The 5,919-nt window shown below is 66.4% G+C and carries 6 protein-coding genes and 1 pseudogene; 4 read left to right on the top strand and 3 right to left on the bottom strand.

Going from position 1 to position 5,919, the window contains the following annotated elements; all coding sequences use genetic code 11:
- Positions 1–565 (top strand): hypothetical protein (locus VIU94_RS41255; protein ID WP_331920230.1); only part of this gene is annotated, 565 nt, incomplete at its 5' end.
- Between the two features lie 86 nt (positions 566–651).
- Here the strand turns inward: VIU94_RS41255 and VIU94_RS41250 are convergent.
- Positions 652–867: pseudogene (locus tag VIU94_RS41250) on the bottom strand (hypothetical protein); the annotation flags it as partial.
- A 362-nt stretch (positions 868–1,229) separates the two neighbouring features.
- On the opposite strand from VIU94_RS41250, the gene VIU94_RS41245 reads away from it, so the two are divergent.
- Both VIU94_RS41245 and VIU94_RS41240 read left to right on the top strand, forming a co-directional pair.
- A complete protein-coding gene (locus VIU94_RS41245; protein WP_331920228.1) occupies positions 1,230–1,604 on the top strand; it encodes a hypothetical protein in 375 nt (124 codons plus the stop codon).
- Positions 1,601–2,266 (top strand): nucleotidyl transferase AbiEii/AbiGii toxin family protein, encoded by a 666-nt coding sequence (locus tag VIU94_RS41240; RefSeq protein WP_331920226.1) that lies wholly within the window; start codon positions 1,601–1,603, stop codon positions 2,264–2,266. Before VIU94_RS41245 ends, VIU94_RS41240 begins: the two co-directional genes overlap by 4 nt.
- Positions 2,267–2,688: 422 nt before the next feature.
- Here the strand turns inward: VIU94_RS41240 and VIU94_RS41235 are convergent, their stop codons facing one another.
- Complete coding sequence (locus VIU94_RS41235) at positions 2,689–3,723, bottom strand: tyrosine-type recombinase/integrase (RefSeq protein WP_331920224.1); 1,035 nt, start codon at positions 3,721–3,723, stop codon at positions 2,689–2,691.
- A 383-nt stretch (positions 3,724–4,106) separates the two neighbouring features.
- Here VIU94_RS41235 and VIU94_RS41230 point away from each other — a divergent pair, with 383 nt between their 5' ends.
- Positions 4,107–4,604 carry a lamin tail domain-containing protein gene (locus VIU94_RS41230; RefSeq protein WP_331920222.1) on the top strand — a complete coding sequence of 166 codons (498 nt, stop codon included), beginning with the start codon at positions 4,107–4,109 and terminating at the stop codon, positions 4,602–4,604.
- A 716-nt stretch (positions 4,605–5,320) separates the two neighbouring features.
- Here the strand turns inward: VIU94_RS41230 and VIU94_RS41225 are convergent.
- Positions 5,321–5,919: RHS repeat-associated core domain-containing protein (locus VIU94_RS41225; protein ID WP_331920220.1), on the bottom strand; the 599-nt coding region annotated here is incomplete at its 5' end.

Genomic DNA, 5,919 nt, shown 5'->3' with positions numbered 1-5,919 from the left:
GATCGACCCGACGTACATCGACGACCCGAACGGCTACGTACCTCCCGAGGCAATCCGCGGTGCGTGGCTGGTGGATAGCAGCGGGAAACTGACAGGCGAGTACCAGGAGAATCCCCGTCACGGGGTGCCACAGGACGACTTCGGCAAGCTCACTGATCCTGATCACTGGCTTGGCTGGCTCGGAGATGACCCCGCGACCGCCGTCCGGAAGGGCATCGAAGAGTCCCTGCGCGCCCAGGCGGCAGACGCAGTGGTCGAGTGGGTCAAGATCCTCGAAGAGCCCCGATTCCTCACAGGTGGGCGGCCCCATTCTGAGGACCAACAGGTCATGTTGGTCACCCGCGCTGCACTCGCCGCGCCGTTTGCGTTGTCCGTGCGCACAGCGCAGCACGGACGTTCCATCCTCCTCGGGGTCTTCTCCTGGGCCGCGGTGAACCTCTCACCGCCCGAAGGCCGCAAGGATCGGCACTGGTTCGACCTGGGCGTCGGGCTGGACTGGGCCGGTGAACGGCTTCAAGAACGGATCTACGAGATGGACGGCGAGGACGGCACCGCCGAGCGGTAGAGCGGCAACGCCACGCCGTACCCGGAGGTCAGAGCAGGGCCCTCGGCAACTGGCCCACCCCATGACCCCGCGGACCGATCCAGCCTTCACACGCAACGGCTACCCGCAACTACCGGAGCGTTTCCAGAACTCGGCGACACGCTTTCAGTCACCGACAGGCCGTTCTCGGCACTGACCAACAAACGTTGCTGACTCACGGGGACAAAGCCAGCCGGCAACGTCTCGTAGTCCCAGACCAGACGGCGGGAGTTCATCAGCCAGGCGAACGTGCGCTCTACCACCCAGCGTCTCGGCAGCACCAGCAGGGCGCGCCGGTGGCGGCCGGCCGGCGGCGGGGCACCGCTGCTCAAGCTCGCGATCTGAAGGCGGGCCGCGTACGTCTCATCGCGAGCTGTGCCTGTTCTTGTCCTGGTGCGAGGTTCAGGACTACGCCGAGCAGGAGTACGCCGCCGTGGAGCTGAAGGCGATCGTGGAGCTGATCAACGCGTATGCCGCCCGCGGATTCGCGCCGGATCCGGCGCGGGCGGACTTGCGTGTCGTACTCCCGAGCCAGCCCCGGCCGTACCCGTACGAGAGCCCGCGATGTGTCACGGCTCACGACCCCGCGGGAGAGCGCGGCGGTGCCGAAGTACCGGATGGAGGCAGGACACGGGATAATCGCGCCATGGCCGCTCGACGCAATCCGATCGCACCCCTGCCGCCCGCCGGGGAGGTCCTGCGGGCCCGGTACGCGGGCAGGCTGCCCGAACGGCTCGAGGATCTCGCCGGCCCGGCCGCCGGAAGGGTCGAGCTGCCGCTGCACGTGGCCTGGTCCGGTCTGCGCACGTACGACCTCGGCAAGCCTCGGCTCAGGATGAGCCTGTACCGCACTGTTCTGGCCGAGGGGCAGCGCGACGACGTGGTCGCTCTCCTCGACCGGGATCTGCTGATCGCCCAGTGGCCCGTGCTGCGGAGCCTCGTCAGCCGGCATGTCCGCCAGGCGTGGGAGGAAGCGTTCCCCAGGCTCGCCGACGCCGCCCGGCCGGCCTCCGCCGCGTGAACCTCAGCGCACTGCACCGGCGGCTACTCGCCGACGTCCTTTCCATCGGAAGCCCGTACCCGCTGGTCATCACCGGTGGATACGCCGTTCAGGCCCATGGTCTGGTGAACCGGCTGAGCCAGGACCTCGACGTCGCCACGGAGAATCCGGCGCCCATGGCGGACATCGCTCAGACCCTGCAACGGGGACTGGACCAGCGGGGCTGGGACGTCACCGTCATCAGCGTGGACCCCCTCTCTGCCCGCCTCATGGCCGCCGACCGGGCGACCGGCGAGGAGTGCGAGGTGGACGTCCTCAAGGAAAACCTGTGGTCCGAGCCGTACGAGACCGAGTACGGACCGGTCCTGGCCCTCGAGGACGTCATCGGCACCAAGGTCCGCGCCCTGGCCGACAGAGGCGCGGTCCGAGACCTCATCGACGTCCATGCTGCGGCCGAGCACCGCACCCATGCGGACCTCGAGCGGCTCGGCGACCGCCATGGCCGCGACGAATTCCGGCTCCATGACCTTCGCGAGCGCCTCGGCGGCGCCGACTGGTACGACGACGAGGAGTTTGCCGCCTACGGCCTGGCCGAGGCGGAGATCGCCGACCTGCGCGCCTGGGCCCAGGCGTGGGCCGACGATCTGGACCGGCGCCTCGAGGACGCCGATTACGACGGCTGACCCGGCGGCGTCCGCCCCGGAGGATGCACCGCGCCGACCGGAGTATGGCGCGAGGGTGGCTGCCTGCCCCCGGCCACCGAGACACCGGGGTGACGACGAGCCGAACTGGTTGGCGCGTGGCCCGGTTTGTATGTCTCCTCGTTCCTCGCCGCGTGCCGGCCGTGCAACACAGTCAGCGGAGGAGACACCACACCCACCCTGCCTTGCCCGGCGGCGGGCAGACGTCCTCGTCGTCGTGCTCCACGACGAAGCCATTACTAATCCCGCTCCACGGCCGGGGTCATCCGACCAGCGGCTCTGCAACGGGGATGACCCGATCGGCAGTACGGCGGTGCTGCGCCGGAACCGGCCCCGCGGCCGGATCGGCTGGCACGTCCTTCAGGACCGTCTCTGCCGATCCCCCTGCGGAGGGAGTGCGCCGCTCACAGCCCGATCCCCATCAACGCGTTGTCCTCTGTATCCCACCGGTCGACGATCTGCATGTACCCGTGGAGCACGCTGCTGTTGGGCTTGTGCCCGGTGATCTGGGCGATGGCCTTCGGGTCCTTGCCCGCCCGCCTGGCCTCGGTGGCCATGCCGGAGCGCACTGAGTGCCCGGTGAACAGCACGGGGATTCGGGCGCGGGCGCCGGCCGCTGTGATGATGTCGCCGACGCGCTGGGGAGTGATTCCCTTGGGCTGTACGGAGCCGGTGGCATGGATCGCGCGGAAGGCGTGCCGGTCGGGGTCGGTGATCTGTGCCCGCTCGGCCCAGCCCTTCCAGGCCAGCACAGGGCACGTCGCCGAGTGCTTCCCGTACGGAACGGGGACGACCCTCGGGTCGGTCTTGGAGACACGGACGTCGACCAGGAGTCCGTTTCCGTCCGGGTCCTCGACGATGTTCCGCAGCCTCAGCCCTGCGAGCTCGGCTCGGCGCGCAGCGATCGCGAAACCGAGCAGCAGCATGGCCCGGTCACGTACGCCGAAGATGTCGTCGGAGCACTTCTCCACGATCTGTCGGAGTGCGTCGATGCGCATGGCCGGTGCCTTTCCGCGGCCGCGCTCGGGTTCCTCGTTCTCGGAGGCCTGCCGTCGGTAGTCCTTCAGGAGCTCACGGGCTGACTTCGTGGCCTCGGGGTCGACGACAACGCCGTGGTGCTGCCTCAGGGTGACGGAGATGCCGGCAAGCTTGCGGTCGATGGTGGCGTAGGCACGCTTCTCCCGGCTCCACAGGAAGTCGACGAAGGCGCGAAGTGTGCCGCGGGTAGCGGCAGTTGGCGGGATCCTGAGCGTCTCGCAGAACGCGGTCCAGGTCTTCCAGTCAGAGGCGTACGAGCGGGTGGTGTTGTCGGGCCGCTGGTCCTGCGCGTGCGCGTCGGACGCGGCGTCGAGCGCGGCGAGCCGAGTACGGAGCGCGTCGTCGTACTCGTCTGGCAGCAGGGGGCCTGCGGCAGCGGTCGGGAGGTTGTCGGTGCTCATGCTGGCTGCCGAATGCCCGTCTGCAGGATGCTTGGCGCGCTGTCGGTCCGTCAGATGTGCAAGCTCGGGCAGGTCCACGCCTCTCCCCCATGCTGAACTCGTGATTCGCGATATGTGAGCTTATCGTGAATCACAGGCCAGGATCCCGGGCGCACAGCTGAACTGACGATAGATCTGTTACGGACGACTTCTGTGAGAGCGATCCTAAGCACCGAGGACTCTCGGGCTCACGAGGGGCCGATGGCCGCGTTCCGATGGGAGGACCCCGACGGCCCGGGTTGCGCACCGGCATGTTCACGATTTCTACGCGACACCCCCACGTTCTGATCGCATTCGGTACGATCTCGCGTGCATCATTCACGCCACTGAGGGGGGATCACCTCATGCGCTTGCGCTACGCCGTCGCGACCGCCGCCGCTGCTACCGGGATGCTGGCCACCGTCACCGCCGCTCCCGCCCAGGCCGCCGAGTACACCTCGGAACTGAAGGTCAAGGGCATTCAGTACGACGCACCAGGTACGGACGACAACCGGTGCATCGGCGGCAACACTAAGAACGAGTACCTGACGATCAAGAACTACTCGAGCAGGACCACCGTCAACCTCCGGGGCTACCTCGTGGTCGACGCCGCCGGCAACAGGTACACCTTCACCGCCAACCACTACCTGGGGCCCGGCGACTACGTGAACCTGCGCGGAGGCCGCGGCACCGAATCCGACTCGGGCAACGTCGCCTACCGCCAGAACTGCAACTTCATGTGGAACAACGACAAGGACACCATCTACCTGATCAAGCCCTCCCGAGCCCGCGCCGACGTCCACACCTACACCAAGCGCGACAACGACCGCGACGGCAACGGCTACATCACGTACCACGGCTGAGCACACCCCAGCGAGGTGGGCTCCCAGGCAACTGTCCCTCGGGAGCCCACCCCCACATAGGCCGGCGTGCGATGGCACTCGGGAGGATTCAGTTCTGCGCCGCAGCAGGCTGGCGAGACCGCGTCCCCGGTCCGTTGAGACCGGGGACGCAGGATCCGATTAGGGTCAGTTCCACTTCATGTCGCCGCAGTCAGGCGCTACCACTTAGAGGAATCTGAATCCGTTCGAGTCTGATCCCTCGCGGTAGCCGCCTCTCTCGAGACCGCGACGACCACGCGAGTACTCGGGGAACTCTGCAAGGACTTGCTTCAGTTCGCCAGGAACTGAGGGGCGATCCGCCATTTGTCGGAAGGTCTCCGCTGCATCGAGGTCAAGCATTTCGCATGATCGATACAGCAGACAGACCTGGGGATACCACAGGCCCGTTGCATCGTCTGACTTCTGCCTCGCCAGCAAGCATGCGACAAGGCCCCTCTCAATCATCGTGAGATCCCCCAGGCGCACGGCTAGGGAGGCGGCCCTGACGGCATATTCAGCGAAATAGAACATTGCATCAGAGCGAGTGAAGCGAGCAATCGCGTGGAAGTCATCAGACCCCGTAATGGAATCAATGGCGACCTCTATGTGCGAATCGAGAGAACATGGCAGTTCTCGACTCCTGTATCCGTCATACAGAGCAGGGTCTAGTGACTCCCACTGCTCCTCTGAAAGCAAGCTCACCACAGCCACCATTTCAGCTTGGGGGGCGCGAGGTACCCCTTGGTCTTCCTGTATCCAGCCCGCTTGAGAGCATCGAGCTGCTCAGCCAACATGCTGGGCTTGTAGCCGGCCATCATGTCCTTAGGGCCCGGGAAACCACGTACGCTCACGCGCTGCCTCTTGCGGATCACATCGTAGATGAAATCCATTGCAGCTCTGTAGTCTTCATCGCGCTTGCCCGGCAAGTGGAAGATTTTGTCCTTGCGGCGCATTCCGAACCCTGCGGCTGCCTCCTTCGTAGCCTCCCAGGGTCCGATGTGCGCGATCTTGCCACACATTGCATTTCCGCACGCCGCGTAGTGCCCGAGCATCCCGCTCAGGCAACCGATGGCAGCCCAGCTTGCGACGCTGCCCCAGTTGACCTTGCGTCCGGACGTCTTTTGGTCGTACCACCCCCAGGCTGCGTCAACCACTGCGCCGATGGCGCAGCCGATGAGCATGGGGTTGTTGCCGGTGGGGTCGGTGTAGGTGGTGGGGTTGTTGAGGGCGTATTGGTAGAGGTTGGTTCCGCCCTGGTGGCCGATGGGGTCTTGGCTGATGAAGCGGCCGGTTTCGG

The sequence above is a fragment of the Streptomyces sp. genome, assembly GCF_036566765.1.
In the GTDB taxonomy this organism is placed as follows: Bacteria; Actinomycetota; Actinomycetes; order Streptomycetales; family Streptomycetaceae; genus Streptomyces.
The sequence above is the reverse complement of the archived record's forward strand: the minus strand, read 5'-3'. Positions and strand labels throughout refer to the sequence as shown.